The sequence below is a fragment of the Mesorhizobium sp. P160219 genome (assembly GCF_057786095.1).
In genome coordinates this window covers 5,375,887-5,392,150 of sequence record NZ_JBYNWG010000001.1, presented here as the reverse complement: position 1 = coordinate 5,392,150, position 16,264 = coordinate 5,375,887, and the positions used below count along the sequence as shown (strand labels likewise).

Genomic DNA, 16,264 nt, shown 5'->3' with positions numbered 1-16,264 from the left:
TTGCCTTAGCGGATGCCGTCCTTGGCGAGCGCCAGGATCGCCTTGGCCTTATCGGGCGAGTCGATGAACAGCGGACCGGTGTAGGCGTTGTTCTGCGGCCAGAAGCCATGTGTGGCATGCTCGACCAGATAGATCACCGGCAGGTATCCCATCAGATATTGCTGGGCGTCCATGCCGAAGCCCATTTCGCCGGCGACGACGGAATCCAGGACTTCGGGGCTGATGTCGAAGGTGTAGAGCTTGATCTTGCCGAACAATTCCTTCTGCCGGAAGAACGGGATCAGCGGATTGGCGGCAGTGGCGCCGAGCGCGAAGACGGCCTGGGTGTCGGGATGCGCCGACAGATAGGCCTCGGTGCGGCGCTGGATGTCGGCCGGATCGGGCGACACGGTAAGCACTTCGGTGCCGCCGCCTGACGGCTTCAGCCCATCATTCAACCCCTGGCAGCGCTGGTCGAGGCTGACATTGCCGACCTCGTGGTTGATGCAGACGACTTTGAGCGTGCCTTCCTTGGCCAGCCGCTCGCCGGCCTTCTTGCCGGAATCATATTCGGAGACTGTGCCGACGTAGAGAGAGGTGCCGAGTTCGGCGCCTTCCTTCTCGCCGGAATCCAGGACGACCATCGGAATATTGGCGGCAAGGCCGGCCTTGACCGATTTACCAAGCGCATTGGCGTCGGCAATGGAGACGGCGATGCCGTCTGGATTGGTGGCGATGGCCGCGTCGAGCAGGCGGGCCTGCTCGACCACGTCGAACACTTGCGGCGCATAATATTCGACCTTGGCGCCGGTCAGCGCCGCCGCATCGTCGACGCCGCGCTTGACCACCGACCAGTAGGGATCGGAGGCCGAGCCATGCACCACGAAGGTGATGCGGACATCCTTGGGATCCTTCAGGCCGGCCGCTTGCACGACGCCCGCCAGCATACTCATCGAGACAAGCGCGCCGAGCGCCAGTTTCAGAACAGTCTTCATGTCATTCTCCCATTGTCGTTGCAGTTCCAATTCCCTCTTTGCGCCTCGGCCGACGGATCGGCTTACGGCGCTGACCGGGTGGCCGCTTTGCGGGCCTTTGCCGGTGTCGATGCCCCGAGCCGTGCACGAAGCTCCTCGCGCAGCGGCTTCATGCCGATGATGTCGATGTCCTGCGCGCCGAGCCAGTCGCGGAAAGCCTGGTCGCGGAAGAGTTCGTATTCCTCGGTGCGGATATAGGCGGAGCGCGGCTCGATGAGTTCCAACTCGCCCGGCGCGTTGAAGTGCAGGCAAAAGAAGGTCAGGCCTTCGCGCACCCCTTCGACCAATGCCCTGTAGGCGGGCCCTATCGGCTTGGAGCGTGGACGGCCCCAGGTCGTCTGAATGGCGGCGTCGAAGATGACAAAGCCCTTGGCCCGGGCTTCAGTGACGCCGCGCTGGAACGCCGCTTCGGTGACGCCAACCAGATTGTCGTTGGGCGAATAGGCCGACAGCGTTTTGGTCAACAGCACCGGCAAGCGATATTCCAGGCCGAGCTTGATGTAGACGTCGCAAAACTCGGGCGACAGCGCTGCCCCCATATGGGCGTCAAGATGAGTGACGTCGATGCCGGCGCGGTAGGCGGTGTCGATCTGGGCGCGAAGCTCGGTTTCCACCGCTTGCGGTGCTGCCTTGCGGCGGGTGGTCGCGACATCGGGCCAGAAATAGCCGAACTCGTCCGTCAGGCCGGCCGCGCGCGACGGCGACGTCAGCGGCCGCCATTTGTAGTGCTGCTTTTCGCTGTTCAGCGTCAGGTGGACGCCGAGATCGAGCCGGGGATCGGCGGCTGCCGCTTCGGCCATCTCAGGGAACCATGGGCACGGCACCATCACGGCGCCGGAGCTGCAGGCGCCCAGTGCGGTCAGTTCGAGGAAGGCGCTGTTGGCGCCATGGCACATGCCGACATCGTCTTCATGCAGGACGAGCTGTCGCGTCATGGACGGCCACCGTCTTGCCGGCCACCATCTTGCCGGCCACCATCTTGCCGGCACCCCGGTTTCGAGGGTCTTCCAAAGTGTGTCCCGTGCTGCATGGAACCGACCGTTTGCCCAACTGGACGCGATGGAACGCCCAATGCGGGCTTTCCGACAGGGCCACTTCAGCGAATTCGGATGGGTACGATTTTTCCGCGGGCCTGCATTCTGGAATGTCGATTTCATTCGATATGCCCACAGTCGGCGCTAAACGCCGCTCCGACGTGAGCAGGATGGCTTGGTCCGATCGCAGCGGAGTGGTTCTTTCAAACAGCGGCCGCAGGCGTACTGCTTTCATACCATCAGCGATGTGGAGACTTGCCATGTACACTGCCGGCGAAGAAGAGATCGAAGCCATTGCCAGGGTGATCCGCTCGGGTGCGCTGTTTCGCTATGGCGAGAACAGCGAGTGCAACCGCTTCGAGGCCCGCTATGCCAGGCATCTCGGCGTCGAGCATTTTGCGCTGGCCGCCAGCGGCACCTATGGGCTCGCCGCCGGCCTGATCGGCCTCGGCATCGGCCCGGGCGATGAGGTGCTGGTGCCGGCGCACACCTATATGGCGACCGCCACAGCAGTGCTGTCGGTCGGCGCCATTCCGGTCATTGTCGATATCGACGAGAGCCTGACCATCGACCCGGCCGCTCTGCGCGACGCCGTCGGCCCGGGCACCAAGGCGGTCATCCCGGTACATATGTGGGGTGCGGCCTGCAACATGAACGCCATCATGGACATCGCTAAAAAACGCGGTCTGCTCGTGCTGGAAGATGTCTGCCAGGGCATTGGCGGCGGCTATGAGGGCAAGAAGCTCGGCTCCATCGGCCATGCCGGCGCCTACTCCTTCAACTACTTCAAGAACATCACGTCGGGCGAGGGCGGCGGCATCGCCACCAGCGATCCGAAAGTGGCCGAGCGCGCGCGCTGCGCCATCGACCCCTGCCACTTCTACTGGCAGGGCCGCAGCGACAGCATCAAGCCGTTCGCCGGCATCGGCGCGCGCGCCTCGGAATTGATGGGTGCAATGCTCAATGTCCAGCTCGACCGTCTCGACGGCATCATCGAGGCGATGCGGGCGGAGAAGAAGAAGGTGCTGGCCGGCACGCGCCATCTCGGCAATCTCGGTCTGACGCCGTCGCCGATGAACAGCCCCGACGACGATTGCGCGGCGCAGGTGATGTATCTGCTGCCCAGCGAACAGGCGGCGCAGACTTTTTCGAAGACCATTCCGAGCGTCATTGCCGGCAAGACCGGCCGCCACAATTTCACTCAGTGGGACCAGGTGCTGATGCATGAGGGCGCGCATCATCCGGCGCTCAATCCGTACACGCTGCCGGAAAACAAGGGCCTGCGGCTGACCTATGCCGACGATCTCGGCAAGGGTTCTCTCGACATCCTCAACCGCACGGTGATGATCGCGACGAATCCGGCGCATGGCGACGCCGACATCGACGACATGGTCCATAACATCGATGCGGCGGCCCGTGTGGCGCTGGAGAATGCCTCGCTGGACGATGTCGAGGTGCGCAAGGCAGCGCCCGTCGATCTGCAGAAATTCGATAGTGTGAATTGAAGCGCTCAGCGCTGGATCGGCCTATTGCCGGTCCAGCCGCATGAAGGCAGCGCGCAACGCCAGCACCGCGCGCAGGATCTGGCGTTCGTCCATCGCGGCATAGCCGAGCAGCAGGCCGTGTTCCGGCTCGCTCGAATGGTAGTTGATCGAGATGCCCTGCACGTCGAGGCCCTCCTTGACGGCGGCGGCGACGACGTCGCTGTCCTTGTAGGGTCGGATAAAACTGGCCAGCAGCTGCATGCCGGAATCGTTCTCGGTCACAGTCAGCCATTCGGCCAGATGCTCCTGGCACAGCTTGACGAAATTGGCTTGCCGGCGCGCATAAAGGCGGCGCATGCGTTTCAGATGCGTGGCGAAATAGCCTTGCGTGATGAAGTCGTTGACCGTCGCCTGCAGGATCAGCGGCGCGAACTGGCCGGTGATCGAGACGGCGCGGTCGAAGGGGACCGACAGTTCGCGCGGCACGATGAGATAGCCGATGCGGAGCGCCGGGATCAGCGTCTTGCCGAAGGAGCCGATATAGACGACCCGGTCGGCGTGATCGAGGCCGCGCAGCGCCGGTACCGGCCGGCCACGGTACCGGTACTCGCCGTCATAATCATCCTCGACGATCCAGGCGCCGTGGCGCTCGGCAATGTCGAGCAGTTGCAGCCGCTCCTCGATGCGCATGATGGTGCCGAACGGCCACTGGCAGGATGGCGTCACATAGATCAGCCGCGGCGGCGGCAGCTCTGGGTCTGCGAGATGCCAACCGTGGCGATCGACCTTCAAGGGCGCGAGCTGCGCGCCGCTGGCGAGAAAGGCGCTCTTGGCGCCGAGATAGCCGGGCTCCTCCATCCAGACATGGTCGCCTTCGTCCATCAGCACGCGCGAAGCGAGGTCGAGTGCTGCCTGCGCGCCGGTGACGATGATGACCTGGTCGGCGGTGCAGTTGATGCCGCGCGACAGGCTGATGGTCGACGCAATGGCCTGGCGCAGACCGGGATGGCCGGCAAAGGAGATATAGCCGAGCAAGTTCTCGTCGCGGCTGCGTGCGTTGCGCACCAGAAGGCTCGACCAGATGGTGAAGGGGAAGGACGCGGTTTCCGGCACGCCGGGATGGAAGTTGATGACACCGGCATTGCGCGGCGGCTGCGGGCCGTTGACGATGGTCTGACCGCGCCGCGAGAGCTTTTGCGGAGCGGCAAGCCCGGCGCGCAGCGCGGCCGGCGGGCGTTTCTGCTGGATCGGCGCCACCCAGGTGCCGGACCCGGCGCGCGCCTCTATAAACCCTTCGGCGAGCAGCTGGTCGTAGGCGGCGATCACCGTGTTTCGGCCGACCTTGAGATCCTCGGCCAGCGAGCGTGTCGATGGTAGCAGCGTGTTCTGCTGGATCTGGCCGTCGAGGATGAAGCGCCGCAGGGCGCCATAGATCTGTCGGTGCATCGGTTCGTCCGAGCCGCGGTCGACCGACATGATGTCGAGGGAAAGGCGCATGTGGTCGGCCAAGCTAGTCTCCGACGAGCCTGGCTGCGCGCGCGATCTTTTCTTCGTTAAGCAGGCAAACGGTCTCGAGCACCAGCCGTCTGGTTGCGGGACGGACCTCACGGCTGTTCTTCAGCGCGCGGTGAACGGTTGCCGCGCCGAGTTCCGCCTTCTCGGCGATCTCACGGATGGTGCAAAGCCGTTCCATGCCGAGTGCCGCCTCGAATGCCATGTCGCTCCTCCATCCGCATCAAGGCATGCCTCGTCGCCAGCCTCAAGCTTGAAACGCCGGGCCGGCAACTCGGGGGCAAAAATTTCGATGCCAAGAACTGTGCGATCCGCGCCGCCAAGGGAGGGCGGCGGCGCGGATCGCCGGGCGCTTTCGCGTCGCTACCCCTACCGAGGCGCGCGCCCAACCGGCCCAACCACCAGCCCCCCGGCGGTGGTTAGGCCAAGTCTCGTATCGCGACGTCGAACCCGGCCGCGCAGGCCGATTTGAGAAGCGAAGCGTAACCTTTCGTGGCATAGGTCAAGGGGTGTGCCTTGGCCGGATCCTGCTCGGCCTCGACGACGATCCAGCCTTCGAAGCCGCGCTTGGCCAGCGGCTTCAACAGCGACAGGAAATCGACGGAACCGTCGCCGGGCACAGTGAAGATTCCTTCCATCACTGCCGCCATGAAACTCATGTCCTCGCGCCGTGCCTTCTCCAGCACGGCCGCGCGGACGTCCTTGCAATGGAAATGCACGATGCGGTCGAGATGCCGGTTCAGGAGGGAGGCCGGGTCGCCGCCTGAGAACAGACAATGGCCGGTATCGAACAGCAGGCCGACGCTCTTGCCGGTTGCGGCTATCAGCCTGTCGACCTCGTCATCGCTCTCGACGATGGTGCCCATATGGTGATGGAAAGCCATGCCGACGCCGAAGGCAGCCATGCGGTCGGCGAGTTCGGTCAGCTTCTCGCCATAGGCGGTCCATTCGCCGTCAGCGAGGCGCGGACGCTGTGAGATCGGCGCGAAAATGCCGTCATGACGGCCGCGCGAGGTGTCGGCATAGACGACGACCTTGGCGCCGAGGTCGCGCAGCAGGGTCAGATGCGAGGTGAGGGCGGCGAATTCCTCGTCGACCGTGCGGTCCAGAATGCGGCCGTCATACCAGCCGGAGACGAGCTCCAGTCCGTAAGAAGACAGGATCGGTCCAAGCTCGTCGCTTCGCCTGGGGAATTTGCCGCCGAGTTCGGTGCCGCGATAGCCGGCCTGCCTGGTTTCCGACAGGCATGTCGCGAGCGGCGTATCGCCGCCGAGTGCGGGAACATCGTCATTGCTCCAGGTGATGGGATTGATGCCGATCTTGACCGTCATGCCGCTACTTCAAAGGGCTCGGGGAAACACAAAGCCGAGGCCGGCAAACTGAGGGGAAAGAGGACCTGTCACTAGGTCCAGTTGAGGTGAATTTGGCAGAGCCAATCGGGAGCGCTAAAGCGCGTCCCGTTTGAACGGACTAAGTCGACGCGCTTAGGTCTTTGCATGTCGTTGTCTCAAAACCGGCGCCACTTTTGAGCGACATGCATTAATCCTGCTGCGGCCTTCCGAAGGCCGCGCGCAGTTCGTCCTTGGCGTCCTCGAGCACTTTCCGGCGCGCCTGCGGCAGGTTCTTGCCGGCGCGGTTGATGTAGAAATTCAGCATCGACATGGCCGACTGAAACGGCTCGGCCTTGCGGCGGTCGCTGTGCTCGGCCGAGCGCTTGAGCGAGGCCGCGATCTTCCTGGCGTCGTCGGCTTCGAAGATGTGGTCCTCGAGGTCCATCGCATCGCTGTGCTCGGTCACCTCGGCCGACCATTTCTTTTTCGCGGTCATGACAAACTCCTTCCTGTCGCAAAAACTCGAGCAGGCCGCCGCCGGTTCCCGAGAAAGCCGCCGGGCCGCTGGAGCCACGGATCATGGCCCTGTGGCGCTGCCCGTCGCGGTGAATGCGCCGATAGTGGCGACACAACGGTCGACTTCCCAGGACCGTAGACAGGAAACGCCTTGACCCCGATCGTCGCCAATCAGGCGGATAGCCCCGGCATCGACAGCAGCTACGCCTGGATGCGGCTTGCCATCTCCATGCTGCTGGCGACGATCGGTGCGGTCGGCATGTGGGCCGTCGTCGTCGTGCTGCCGGCCGTGCAGGCCGAGTTCGGCGTTGACCGCGCCGCGGCATCGATGCCCTACACCGCAACCATGGTCGGCTTCGCCGCCGGCAATGTGCTGGTTGGCCGCGCGGTCGATCGCATGGGGTATTGGATCCCGGCACTGCTATCCTCGGTGGCTCTCGCCGCCGGCCTGCTGCTCGCCGCGTTGTCGACCTCTATCCTGCAATTCACCCTTGCCCAGGGCGTGCTGATTGGTGTCGGCACATCGGTGATCTTCGGGCCGCTGATCGCCGACATCTCGCACTGGTTCAACCATCGGCGCGGCGTCGCCGTCACGGCGGCGGCTGCTGGCAACTATCTCGCCGGAGCGCTCTGGCCAACCATCATGCCGACACTGATCAAGGCGGAAGGCTGGCGCTTCACCTATGCCGGCATCGGTGTCTTCTGCCTGGTCACCATGGTGCCACTGGTGCTGTTGTTGCGGCGCGCTGCTCCGACGGCGGCTGCCGCCGGTTCGCCCGGAAGCCGGCCAGTGCAGTCGATTTCGCTGTCGCCGGCGGCGTTACAGGTGCTGCTGATCGTTGCCGGTCTCGGCTGCTGCGTGGCGATGTCGATGCCGCAGGTGCACATCGTCGCCTATTGCATGGATCTTGGCTACGGCATTGCGCATGGCGCCGACATGCTGTCGATCATGATGGCGGCGGGCGTCGTCAGCCGGCTTGCCTCCGGCTTTGTCGCCGACCGCATCGGCGGCGTGAAAACCCTGCTTATCGGTTCCGTGCTGCAATGCCTGTCGCTTTTGTTTTACATCCCGTTCGACGGGCTTGCCTCGCTCTATGTGGTGTCGCTGGTGTTCGGCCTGTCGCAAGGCGGCATCGTGCCTTGCTATGCCATCATCGTGCGCGAATACCTGCCCGCCAAGGAGGCCGGCCAGCGTATCGGCATCGTCATGATGGCGACCATCTTCGGCATGGCGATCGGTGGCTGGATGTCGGGCTGGATCTACGACCTGACTGGCTCTTACGCCGCCGCGTTCCTCAACGGGATCGCGTGGAACTTGCTGAACATAGTGGCCATCGGGCTGCTGCTGTGGAAAGCAAAACGCAGTGCTGCCCTGATGGCTTAGGAAGGCAGGATTGCCCTGTTGCTTGACAAGGGCGATTGGCTGCGCGACGCCAGCAGGCGAGTGGGTGCGGCAGCAGCCGGTTGGCATGGTGGCAGTGGAAAAGCTGGACATGGTTTCGCAAGGGCGCAGCGGCCGGGGCCCGGCACGTGGAGGATGTCCATGACCAAGCCGCGCTCGCGTCGTGGGGGCGGCCGCCCGACCCTATCAGATGTGGCGCGCAAGGCCGGCGTCGGCGCCATCACCGTGTCGCGGGCGCTGCGCGAACCGGAACGCGTCAGCCAAGATCTGCGGCGCCAGATCCAGGCCGCCGTCGACGAACTCGGTTATGTCCCGGATCCCAATGCACGGGCGCTGGCCTCGGCGCGCGCCGATGTGTTCGGCGTGCTGGTGCCGTCGCTGACCAACAACGTCTTCGCAGAAGTGGTGCGCGGCATCTATGACAGCCTGTCGGACGGCCCGTTCCGCGTCCAGCTCGGCAACACCCATTATTCCGGCCTCGAGGAGGAGCGCCTGCTGCAGGTGTTCGCACCGCAGCGCCCGGCGGCGCTGATCGTGGCCGGCATCGACCAGACGCCGACCTCGCGAAAGCTGCTGGAGAGCGCGGGCTGCCCGGTGGTGCAGGTGATGGAGACCGGGCCCGATCCGGTCGACATGCTGGTCGGCTTCTCGCATTTCGACGGCGGCCGCACCGCGACCGAGCATCTGATCGAGGCGGGCTACCGGCGGATCGGCTTCATCGGCGCACGCATGGACCCGCGCTCGCAGCGGCGGCTTGCCGGCTATCGCGCGGCAATGGAGAAGGCCGGCCTGTTCGACCCGCGGCTGGTCACCACCACGCCGCTACTGTCCAGCGTGACGCTCGGCCGCGAGCTGCTTCGCGATGCGCTGGCCAAGATGCCGGCGCTCGACGGCGTCTTCTGCAACAATGACGACATCGCGCTCGGCGTTTTGTTCGAATGCCATAGCGCCGCGCTCAACGTGCCGAAAACAATCGGCATTGTCGGCTTCAACGACCTCGAAATGATGCAGGCGGCGTTCCCGCCGCTCACCAGTATCCGCACCCCTCGCTATGAAATCGGCCGTCGGTCTGTCGCCATGGCGCTGGCGGCGATCGCAGGACGAAGGCCTGAGCAGCGGGTCGTCGATCTTGGTTTCGAACTCAAGCCCCGCGAGAGCACCGCACGCTGAACACGCTTTGGCCGGCCTCAGCAAATGGTGCTTTACACAACGTCATGGTAGCGCTACCATTTTCGTCGGGCAGACGTTTTGATGAAAGGCCGCCCCTGTTTATTATACATAAGCAACAGCTCATGCTTGTTTATTATGTATAATATGCTAGTTTCGTTTCTCGCCTGTGAAGCGGCGAGGGGGAGGGGATCGGGCCGGCTTCGGCCCTTGAGACGTGGCGCCGGCCAGGCTGGAGGGCCTTCGGCAGGCGTGGAAACACACCACGACAAACAGCATCAAATAAACAAGCAGCAGCAAACAAAACTACAACTGGGAGGAATATCGATGATCAAGTCACTTGTTGGTGGCATCGTTGCCGCCACTGCATTCGTCATGCTGAGTTCGTCGGCCATGGCCGACCCGGAAGTTGTCAAGGGCCCGTCGGCTGAGCCGGATTGCTTTGCGCCCTGGGCGGCCGATACGCAGTTCTTCAAGTTCCCCAAGAAAGACGGCCCATACCGCATCGCGCTCGCCAATGGCTATATCGCCAACACCTGGCGCATCCAGATGGTGCAGACCGCCAAGGCCTATGCGGCCCAGCCGGAGGTCGCCGCTAAACTGAAGGAATTCAAGGTCGTCTCGACCGGCGAGGACGTGCCGGCTCAGATTTCGGCGATCAACAACTTCATCGATTCCGGCTATGACGCGATCGTCGTCAACGCCCAGAACCCGACCGCTTTCGGGCCGGTCATCAAGCGCGCCAAGGAAGCTGGCGTCATCCTCGTCGCCTTCGACAATATTCTCGATACCAAGGACGCCATCAACGTCAATGTCGACCAGAAGGGCCTTGGCGAATTGTGGGGCAAATGGCTGGTCGGCCATGTGCCGAATGGCGGCAAGGTGCTCGAAGTGCGCGGCGTTGCCGGAACTTCCGTGGACACCGACCGTCACAACGGCATCCATGAAGCGCTCGATGCCTCCGGCAAGAAATGGGACGTCACCGAGGTGGTCGGCAAATGGGACGACGGCGTGGCGCAGAAAGCCACGGCCGACGCCATTGCCACCAACGGCCCGTTCGACGGCATCACCGGGCAAGGCGGCGACACCGGCATCGTGCAGGCGATGATCGATGCCAAGCATGCTTTCGTGCCGTTCGGCGGCGAGACCGAGAACGGTTTCCGCAAGTTCTGCGCGGCACATGCCGGCGACGGGCTGAAATGCTCATCGGCCGGCACCGGTCCGGCGCAGGTCGCGGTCGCCATCAAGACGGCGATTGCCGCGCTCGAAGGCAACGTTGTGCCGCAAGCGGTGAAGCTGCCGCTGGCGATCGTCGAGGACCCGAACTTCAAGGCCGGTCAGGATTTCTTCCCCGACCAGTCCGACAATTTCTTCGTCGGCAATTCCTTCCCGACCTGCGGCATCAATTTCACCGCGCAGGAAATTATGGGCCAGACCAAAGCTGACCAATAGGGCTGACCAATAGGCGGCATATCCGGCGCCGCGGGATCTCCGCGGCGCCGGCCACTCGATATCCCTTGAAGTCAAACTGCCTCGGGAGGGCCGATGGACGGTGCGGTTCCGCTCTTCCGGATGGAAGGCATATCCAAGCGCTATGGTGGTGTGCGGGCGCTGGAAAAGGCCGAGCTTTCGGTCTCGTCCGGTAGCATCCACGCCATTCTCGGCGAAAACGGCGCCGGCAAATCGACGCTGATCAAGGTCATGGCGGGCGTCGTCGCGCCCGACGAAGGCCGCATGATGCTGAACGGCAGCGAGGTGACGTTCGCTTCGCCTGCTGCTGCAAACAAGTCCGGCATCGTCTGCATCTTCCAGGAGCTGTCGCTGGTTCCCGAACTCAGCGTTGCCGACAACATCGTCATCTCCGATCCGCCGAAGCGTTTCGGCATGATCGACCGCAAGGCGCAGCGCCGCATTGCCGAGGATGCGCTGGCACGCGCAGGTGCGGCCGACATCCATCCATTGGCGCTGGTCAAGGATCTTCCGCTTTCAAGAAGACAGATGGTCGAGATCGCCAAGGCATTGGCCAGGAAGCCGCGCATCCTGATCCTCGACGAGGCGACCTCGGCCCTGACCGCGACGGACGTCGCCAGGATATTCAGCGTGCTCAAGCGATTGCGCTCGGAAGGGCTGGCGCTGCTTTACATTTCGCACCGCATGAACGAGATCGCCGAGCTTGCCGACCACTGCACGGTGTTTCGCAACGGCCGCAATGTCGCCAGCTACAAGGCAGGCACAAAGAGCGACAACGAAGTCGTCGAACTGATGATCGGGCGCGAATACAGCCATATTTTCCCGCCGAAACCCGCGCGCGCTGCCGCCGCCGCCGTTCCTGTGCTGGAGGCGCGCAAGCTGTCCTGGACGGACCGGCTGGACAATGTCTCGCTGACCGTCGGGGCAGGCGAGGTCGTCGGCCTTGGCGGCCTGGACGGCCAGGGCCAGCGCGAATTGCTGCTTGCCTTTTTCGGTGTGCTGCGCGGCCTCGGCGGCCAGATCCTTATCGACGGCAAGCCTGTTTCGATCGCCAGCCCCCAAGCGGCGCGCGACGACCGCATCGGCATGGCGCTGATCCCGGAGGACCGCAAGACCGAAGGCCTGATGCTGCCGATGACGGTGCGCGAGAACCTCTCCTTTGCCGCCCTAGACCGGCTGTCCAAGGCCGGCATCATCGACCGCGCCGCCGAACAGCGGCTGATCGACGACATGGTCGGGCTGCTGGCGATCAAGACGGCCGGCCTCGACATTCCGGTCGGTGCGCTGTCGGGGGGCAACCAGCAGAAGGTGGTCATCGCCAAATGGCTGATGCGCCAGCCGCGGATCATCCTGCTCAACGATCCGACGCGCGGCATCGACGTCGGCACCAAGCAGGAACTCTATCAACTGATGCGCAAGCTGGCGGATGCGGGGGCGGCGATCCTGTTCTATTCGACCGACTATGACGAACTGATCGGCTGCTGCGACCGCGTGCTGGTGCTCTATGACGGCGCAGTCAAGCGCGAGCTGGTCGGGGCCGAGATCACCGAGCGGGCGCTCATTGCAAGCGCGCTCAACATCCACGGCGATGACGGCGGCGCGAGAGACGATGCCGGCGCAAGACAGGGAGCGGACGCGTGAAAGAGTGGCGCTACTGGCTGGCCGAGCAGCGCGGAACACTGATGGCACTCGGCATATTCATTGTCATGTTCGTCATCTACACCTCGAACCATCCGGCGGGCTTCACCGCCAATGTCGTGCAGACGGCGTCCAACAAGGGCGTGCTGCTCGCCTTCGTCGCCATGGCGCAGACACTGGTCGTGATCACCGCCGGCATCGACCTCTCCGTCGGCATGATCTTCACGCTGACCAATTGCCTCGCCTCCTGGCTGGTCATCGGCACCGGCCTCGAGACCGCTTTCGGCGTCATCGCCGTGCTCGGCACCGGGCTCCTTTGCGGGGCGATCAACGGCGCCATCGTCATCTACGGCCGCCTGCAGCCGATCGTCGCCACGATCGCCACGGGTGCGGTCTATTTCGGCATCGCGCTGCTGCTCAGGCCGTTTCCCGGCGGTTCGGTCAACGAAGGTCTCGCCGACGCGCTGACCGGACGCCTGTTCGGCGTGATGCCGGCGAGCCTGGTCGTGCTGCTCGCCGTCGTGCTCGTGGTCTGGGTACCGTTCAGCCGCTCGGTGCTCGGGCGGGCGGCCTATGCGGCCGGCTCGTCGGAGACGGCGGCCTACATGTCCGGTGTGCCGATAAGGCGCGGCAAGTTCGCTGCCTACGCGCTCGCAGGCCTGTTGGCCGCGATCGGCGGACTGTTCCTGACCTTCTTCACCTATACCGGCGATGCAGCCTATGCCAGCGGCAACGCCTATACGCTGTTTTCGATTGCCGCCGTGGTGCTGGGCGGCGTCTCGCTGTTTGGCGGCAAGGGCAGCGCCATCGGCGCCATCTTCGGCGCGCTGGCCTTCCGCACCATCGGCGACCTGTTGTTCGTTTTCGATTTCGATCCGCTATGGCAGCCGCTGTTCCAGGGCGTTATCCTGCTGGTCGCGGTCAGCCTTGGCGCCTTTGCGCTGTTTCGGGTCCGCAACCGGCTGGAGTGGTTCCTGTGAGCGAAACGACATTGGGCGGTATCGCCGGCCGCATGCCGAAATTCATCCGCCGCGCCGATCCGGCGGTGCTGACGGCCTTCGCCTGCATCGTGCTGTTGCTGTTCCTAGGCAGCCTCTATTCCAGGAGCTTTCTGTCGCCTGAATATCTCTTGCAGCAGCTCAAGGTGGCCTCGTTCCTCGGCGTCATCGCCACAGGCATGATGCTGGTCATCCTGCTAGGCCAAATCGACCTGTCGGTGCCGTGGGCGGTGGCGGCGGGCGCGATGATGGCGTGTGCGGCTGCGGCCTATGGCCCGATCGGTGTGGCGCTGGCCATCCCGTTCGGCATCTTTTGCGGGGTGCTGATCGGCATCGTCAACGGCTTTGGCGTCGCTTATCTGCGCATACCCTCGATGATCATCACGCTCGCCACCAACGCTGTCGCGCAAGGGCTCATGGTCGTTTATACCGGCGGCTACTCGCCACAGGATTCGGCCACCGGCGCCATGCGCTATCTTGCGACAGGTTTTACCATTCCTGGCGTGCCTAACGCCGTCATCATCTGGGCGCTGATTGGTGCCGCGATGGTGTTCGTGCTGTTCCGCACCAGCTTCGGCCGCACCGTCTACGGCATCGGCAACCGCGAGCGTGCCGCCTATCTCTCCGGCATCGATACAAGGCGCGTGGTGATGATCGCCTTCGCTATCTCAGGCGGGCTGTCCGCCTTTGGCGGGGTGCTTCTCGCCGGCTATGCCTCCAAGGCGGCGCAATCGATGGGCGATGCCTATCTCTTGCCGTCGATCGCCGCCGTGGTTCTGGGCGGCACCTCGATCCTGGGTGGCCGCGGCTCCTATCTCGGCACCGTCGCCGGTGTCATCCTGATCACGCTCCTGCAGTCCATCCTCTCGGTCATGCAGATGCCGGAGGCGGGGCGGCAGATCGTCTATGGCCTGGTCATCGTTGCCATGCTCCTGCTCTACGGCCGCGCGCCGGCAAGCCGCTGACCGTGGACGAAAAGACGGCACAGGCGCCAATGGGCGCTACCGGCTCAGTGCCTCGGGCCATTGTGGTGATGGGCGTCGCCGGCTGCGGAAAGTCGGCTGTCGGCAAAGCATTGGCAGCAGAGGAAGGGGCCGTCTTTGTCGAAGGCGACAGGCTGCACCCGCCCGAAAACGTCGCCCGCATGGCGAGCGGTGAGCCGCTCACAGATCAACTGCGTGAGGGCTGGCTCGATGCCATTGGCGAGCGGATCGCGGACCTGACCGGCAGCGGCCAAAGCGTGGTTGCCGCCTGCTCGGCGCTGAAGCGCAGCTACCGCGATCGTCTGCGCGGCTTCCGCCGGGACATCGTTTTCATCTATCTGAAGATCGATCCCGCTACCGCCAAGCAGCGTGTCGCCAGCCGCAAGGGGCATTTCATGCCGGCAAGCCTGGTCGAAAGCCAGTTCGCCATCCTTGAACCGCCTGGCGCCGACGAGCGGGCGCTGACGGCCGACGCCACACTTCCAGTGGCTGAAATCGTCACCGCCGTTGCCAGCCTGCTGGCCGGCGCAAAATCATGAACCACCCTCGTCGGGCAAGGCGGTTTCCGGCCGTTCGGTGAACCGGTCATGGCCTGACCAGACCATCATTTGCTCGGGATAGAGTTTCAGCGCCTCCAGCAAGCGGTCGCGCTTGAGCAATATGTACTCGGCCTGAAGCGCCATGTTCTTGGCGCCGCCGGCTCTGGTCGCGGGCTCGCCGGCCTCTGCCGGGGCCGGCACCAGTTCGGGACTTAGGACGGCGCGGTATTGGCGGAACGGATTGGTCTCGAAGGTCGACATGGAAAACAGCGCCGCCTTGCCTCTGGCAGCGAAATTCGTCGGCGCCGAAGCCAGGTGGGTCCAGCCGCTCTCGCCAAGGCCGACTTCGGTGAATGTCGAGCCGGCATGCACGGTGTTGGTCACCAATACGACGCCGTTGTTGCCAAGGATCTTCTGGATCCGGCCGGTGACCTGGTAGGCGTCGCTGCGGTCGAACACGATCCGGCTTTTCAGGAAACGGTTCTCGACCCGAACCATCGGCGGGTTCAGGAAGCGCAAGCCGAAGGTCGAATCGGATATGCCGTGAGCCCTGACGCTGAGCTGGTGTGTCTCGATACCGGCCTCATGGAGAGCGCGTTTGCCGATGATGGTCTGTGCCGTGAACTGATCGCACCAGATGATAGCGCCGTGGCCGCGCTTCAGCGCCGCTTGCAGGCCTTCCAGGCCCTCCAGCCGGATATCAGGTGACCAGCGGCGGCCGATGAGATTCGCGGCAAGCAGCAAACGCCGGCGGTGGTTGGCGCAGAGCAAGGCCCTGAACTGCCTTTGCGCATCGATGCCATTGCCGAGCACGGCGCGCGTCGCGGCGGCGTAGCGCACGAAATCCTTGCGGATATGGCGCTTGAGGCGCAGCCCCGATATGCGACTGCAGATCGCGGCCCACCAATTGACCGGCAGCAATGCCGCGACCCCGAGATAGAAGGCGGCCAGCAGCAGCTCGCGGAAATCCCTGTTGTTGAAGGTGCGCAACTTGCCGGCGCGGACCTGCTTGCGGCTGAAGAAGCGGACATGCTCGGCGCGTTCGGGCACCAGGATGTCGGCGATGATTTCCGTATGATAAATGACGGCGGAAGATGGTGTCCGGTCGGCTTTCCGGGATTTTCCCAACCACGGCAGCCTCATCCGATCGGTGTCCACCTGTTCTTGCGTGCGTCCG

Annotated in this window: 16 protein-coding genes; 8 read left to right on the top strand and 8 right to left on the bottom strand. The window is 64.0% G+C overall.

Going from position 1 to position 16,264, the window contains the following annotated elements:
* Nucleotides 1-5: 5 nt before the first annotated feature.
* The 3 genes from AC3EMP_RS26145 to AC3EMP_RS26135 form a co-directional block, all read right to left on the bottom strand.
* Nucleotides 6-974, bottom strand: coding sequence for a rhizopine catabolism ABC transporter substrate-binding protein (locus AC3EMP_RS26145; protein WP_023687959.1), 969 nt, complete (start codon nt 972-974; stop codon nt 6-8).
* Between the two features lie 62 nt (nt 975-1,036).
* Nucleotides 1,037-1,948 (bottom strand): polysaccharide deacetylase family protein, encoded by a 912-nt coding sequence (locus tag AC3EMP_RS26140; RefSeq protein ID WP_023752956.1) that lies wholly within the window; start codon nt 1,946-1,948, stop codon nt 1,037-1,039.
* Complete coding sequence (locus AC3EMP_RS26135) at nt 1,923-2,309, bottom strand: hypothetical protein (RefSeq protein WP_031194894.1); 387 nt, start codon at nt 2,307-2,309, stop codon at nt 1,923-1,925. The genes AC3EMP_RS26140 and AC3EMP_RS26135 overlap by 26 nt, the downstream gene beginning before the upstream one ends.
* Here AC3EMP_RS26135 and AC3EMP_RS26130 point away from each other — a divergent pair.
* A complete protein-coding gene (locus AC3EMP_RS26130) occupies nt 2,308-3,552 on the top strand; it encodes a DegT/DnrJ/EryC1/StrS family aminotransferase (RefSeq protein ID WP_023752957.1) in 1,245 nt (414 codons plus the stop codon). The two genes, AC3EMP_RS26135 and AC3EMP_RS26130, sit on opposite strands and share 2 nt — an antisense overlap.
* A 21-nt stretch (nt 3,553-3,573) precedes the next feature.
* Here the strand turns inward: AC3EMP_RS26130 and mocR are convergent, their stop codons facing one another.
* From mocR to AC3EMP_RS26110, 4 genes are all read right to left on the bottom strand, one after another.
* Entirely contained in the window at nt 3,574-5,040 is a 1,467-nt protein-coding gene (gene mocR, locus AC3EMP_RS26125; protein ID WP_023829210.1) for a rhizopine catabolism transcriptional regulator MocR, read from the bottom strand.
* A gap of 1 nt (nt 5,041) precedes the next feature.
* Nucleotides 5,042-5,248: a LacI family DNA-binding transcriptional regulator gene (locus AC3EMP_RS26120; RefSeq protein WP_023705614.1), complete on the bottom strand. Its 207-nt coding sequence runs from the start codon at nt 5,246-5,248 to the stop codon at nt 5,042-5,044.
* Between the two features lie 214 nt (nt 5,249-5,462).
* Nucleotides 5,463-6,374, bottom strand: coding sequence for a myo-inosose-2 dehydratase (gene iolE / locus AC3EMP_RS26115; RefSeq protein WP_023752959.1), 912 nt, complete (start codon nt 6,372-6,374; stop codon nt 5,463-5,465).
* A gap of 208 nt (nt 6,375-6,582) precedes the next feature.
* A complete protein-coding gene (locus AC3EMP_RS26110; protein ID WP_023673065.1) occupies nt 6,583-6,870 on the bottom strand; it encodes a DUF3175 domain-containing protein in 288 nt (95 codons plus the stop codon).
* Nucleotides 6,871-7,101: 231 nt separating this feature from the next.
* Between AC3EMP_RS26110 and AC3EMP_RS26105 the strand changes: the two genes are divergently transcribed.
* From AC3EMP_RS26105 to AC3EMP_RS26075, 7 genes are all read left to right on the top strand, one after another.
* Complete coding sequence (locus AC3EMP_RS26105; protein WP_050589864.1) at nt 7,102-8,274, top strand: MFS transporter; 1,173 nt, start codon at nt 7,102-7,104, stop codon at nt 8,272-8,274.
* 159 nt (nt 8,275-8,433) lie between these two features.
* The gene (gene gntR / locus AC3EMP_RS26100) at nt 8,434-9,462 is read left to right on the top strand and encodes an HTH-type transcriptional regulator GntR (RefSeq protein WP_023682222.1); all 1,029 of its coding nucleotides are present in this window, start codon (nt 8,434-8,436) and stop codon (nt 9,460-9,462) included.
* Between the two features lie 324 nt (nt 9,463-9,786).
* Nucleotides 9,787-10,911 (top strand): sugar ABC transporter substrate-binding protein, encoded by a 1,125-nt coding sequence (locus AC3EMP_RS26095; RefSeq protein WP_023682221.1) that lies wholly within the window; start codon nt 9,787-9,789, stop codon nt 10,909-10,911.
* A 93-nt stretch (nt 10,912-11,004) separates the two neighbouring features.
* Nucleotides 11,005-12,570 carry a sugar ABC transporter ATP-binding protein gene (locus tag AC3EMP_RS26090; protein ID WP_023714808.1) on the top strand — a complete coding sequence of 522 codons (1,566 nt, stop codon included), beginning with the start codon at nt 11,005-11,007 and terminating at the stop codon, nt 12,568-12,570.
* Complete coding sequence (locus AC3EMP_RS26085) at nt 12,567-13,547, top strand: ABC transporter permease (RefSeq protein ID WP_023725417.1); 981 nt, start codon at nt 12,567-12,569, stop codon at nt 13,545-13,547. The genes AC3EMP_RS26090 and AC3EMP_RS26085 overlap by 4 nt, the downstream gene beginning before the upstream one ends.
* Nucleotides 13,544-14,530: an ABC transporter permease gene (locus AC3EMP_RS26080; RefSeq protein ID WP_352710918.1), complete on the top strand. Its 987-nt coding sequence runs from the start codon at nt 13,544-13,546 to the stop codon at nt 14,528-14,530. Before AC3EMP_RS26085 ends, AC3EMP_RS26080 begins: the two co-directional genes overlap by 4 nt.
* A 2-nt stretch (nt 14,531-14,532) precedes the next feature.
* A complete protein-coding gene (locus tag AC3EMP_RS26075; RefSeq protein WP_023705608.1) occupies nt 14,533-15,087 on the top strand; it encodes a gluconokinase in 555 nt (184 codons plus the stop codon).
* Here AC3EMP_RS26075 and AC3EMP_RS26070 read toward each other — a convergent pair.
* On the bottom strand, nt 15,082-16,230 hold the full coding sequence (locus tag AC3EMP_RS26070) for a lysophospholipid acyltransferase family protein (RefSeq protein ID WP_352710920.1): 1,149 nt from the start codon (nt 16,228-16,230) through the stop codon (nt 15,082-15,084). The two genes, AC3EMP_RS26075 and AC3EMP_RS26070, sit on opposite strands and share 6 nt — an antisense overlap.
* Nucleotides 16,231-16,264: the final 34 nt, after the last annotated feature.

What these genes read in the sequence shown, in the direction of transcription:
- AC3EMP_RS26145 (WP_023687959.1), bottom strand. Translation starts at nt 974, where the DNA reads ATGAAGACTGTTCTGAAACTGGCGCTCGGCGCGCTTGTCTCGATGAGT.
- AC3EMP_RS26140 (WP_023752956.1), bottom strand. Translation starts at nt 1,948, where the DNA reads ATGACGCGACAGCTCGTCCTGCATGAAGACGATGTCGGCATGTGCCAT.
- AC3EMP_RS26130 (WP_023752957.1), top strand. Translation starts at nt 2,308, where the DNA reads ATGTACACTGCCGGCGAAGAAGAGATCGAAGCCATTGCCAGGGTGATC.
- AC3EMP_RS26135 (WP_031194894.1), bottom strand. Translation starts at nt 2,309, where the DNA reads ATGGCAAGTCTCCACATCGCTGATGGTATGAAAGCAGTACGCCTGCGG.
- AC3EMP_RS26120 (WP_023705614.1), bottom strand. Translation starts at nt 5,248, where the DNA reads ATGGCATTCGAGGCGGCACTCGGCATGGAACGGCTTTGCACCATCCGT.
- iolE (WP_023752959.1), bottom strand. Translation starts at nt 6,374, where the DNA reads ATGACGGTCAAGATCGGCATCAATCCCATCACCTGGAGCAATGACGAT.
- AC3EMP_RS26110 (WP_023673065.1), bottom strand. Translation starts at nt 6,870, where the DNA reads ATGACCGCGAAAAAGAAATGGTCGGCCGAGGTGACCGAGCACAGCGAT.
- AC3EMP_RS26105 (WP_050589864.1), top strand. Translation starts at nt 7,102, where the DNA reads ATGCGGCTTGCCATCTCCATGCTGCTGGCGACGATCGGTGCGGTCGGC.
- gntR (WP_023682222.1), top strand. Translation starts at nt 8,434, where the DNA reads ATGACCAAGCCGCGCTCGCGTCGTGGGGGCGGCCGCCCGACCCTATCA.
- AC3EMP_RS26095 (WP_023682221.1), top strand. Translation starts at nt 9,787, where the DNA reads ATGATCAAGTCACTTGTTGGTGGCATCGTTGCCGCCACTGCATTCGTC.
- AC3EMP_RS26090 (WP_023714808.1), top strand. Translation starts at nt 11,005, where the DNA reads ATGGACGGTGCGGTTCCGCTCTTCCGGATGGAAGGCATATCCAAGCGC.
- AC3EMP_RS26070 (WP_352710920.1), bottom strand. Translation starts at nt 16,230, where the DNA reads ATGAGGCTGCCGTGGTTGGGAAAATCCCGGAAAGCCGACCGGACACCA.